At 27.6% G+C, this 308-nt stretch carries 1 pseudogene; it reads left to right on the top strand.

The annotated features are described in order from the left end of the window. Window positions 1-308: pseudogene (locus HMPREF2801_RS09315) on the top strand (IS3 family transposase); the annotation flags it as partial.

Here is a 308-nt window from a genome sequence, read left to right as displayed (position 1 = left end):
AGTACAAAAACTAAAACTTCAAGTAACAAGTTTCTCAAGGAAAACAAGAAAATATTCCTCATACAAAGGAACGATAGGAAAAGTAGCAGATAACAAAATAAATAGAAAATTTAAAGTAGAAAGACCATATACACAAATATCAACAGATACAACAGAATTTAAATACCTAGAAAAAGATAAAAATGGAAACTATCAAGTAAAAAAACTTTACCTAAACCCATATCTAGATATGTATAATGGTGAAATCATCTCCTACGAAATATCAAAACAACCAACACTAAAACCAATACTAAAAGCCTTAGACAAAG

The sequence above is a fragment of the Peptoniphilus sp. HMSC062D09 genome (assembly GCF_001811425.1).
In the GTDB taxonomy this organism is placed as follows: Bacteria; Bacillota; Clostridia; order Tissierellales; family Peptoniphilaceae; genus Peptoniphilus_A.
Note: the sequence above shows the minus strand (reverse complement) of the source record. Positions and strands in the feature narration are given on the sequence as shown.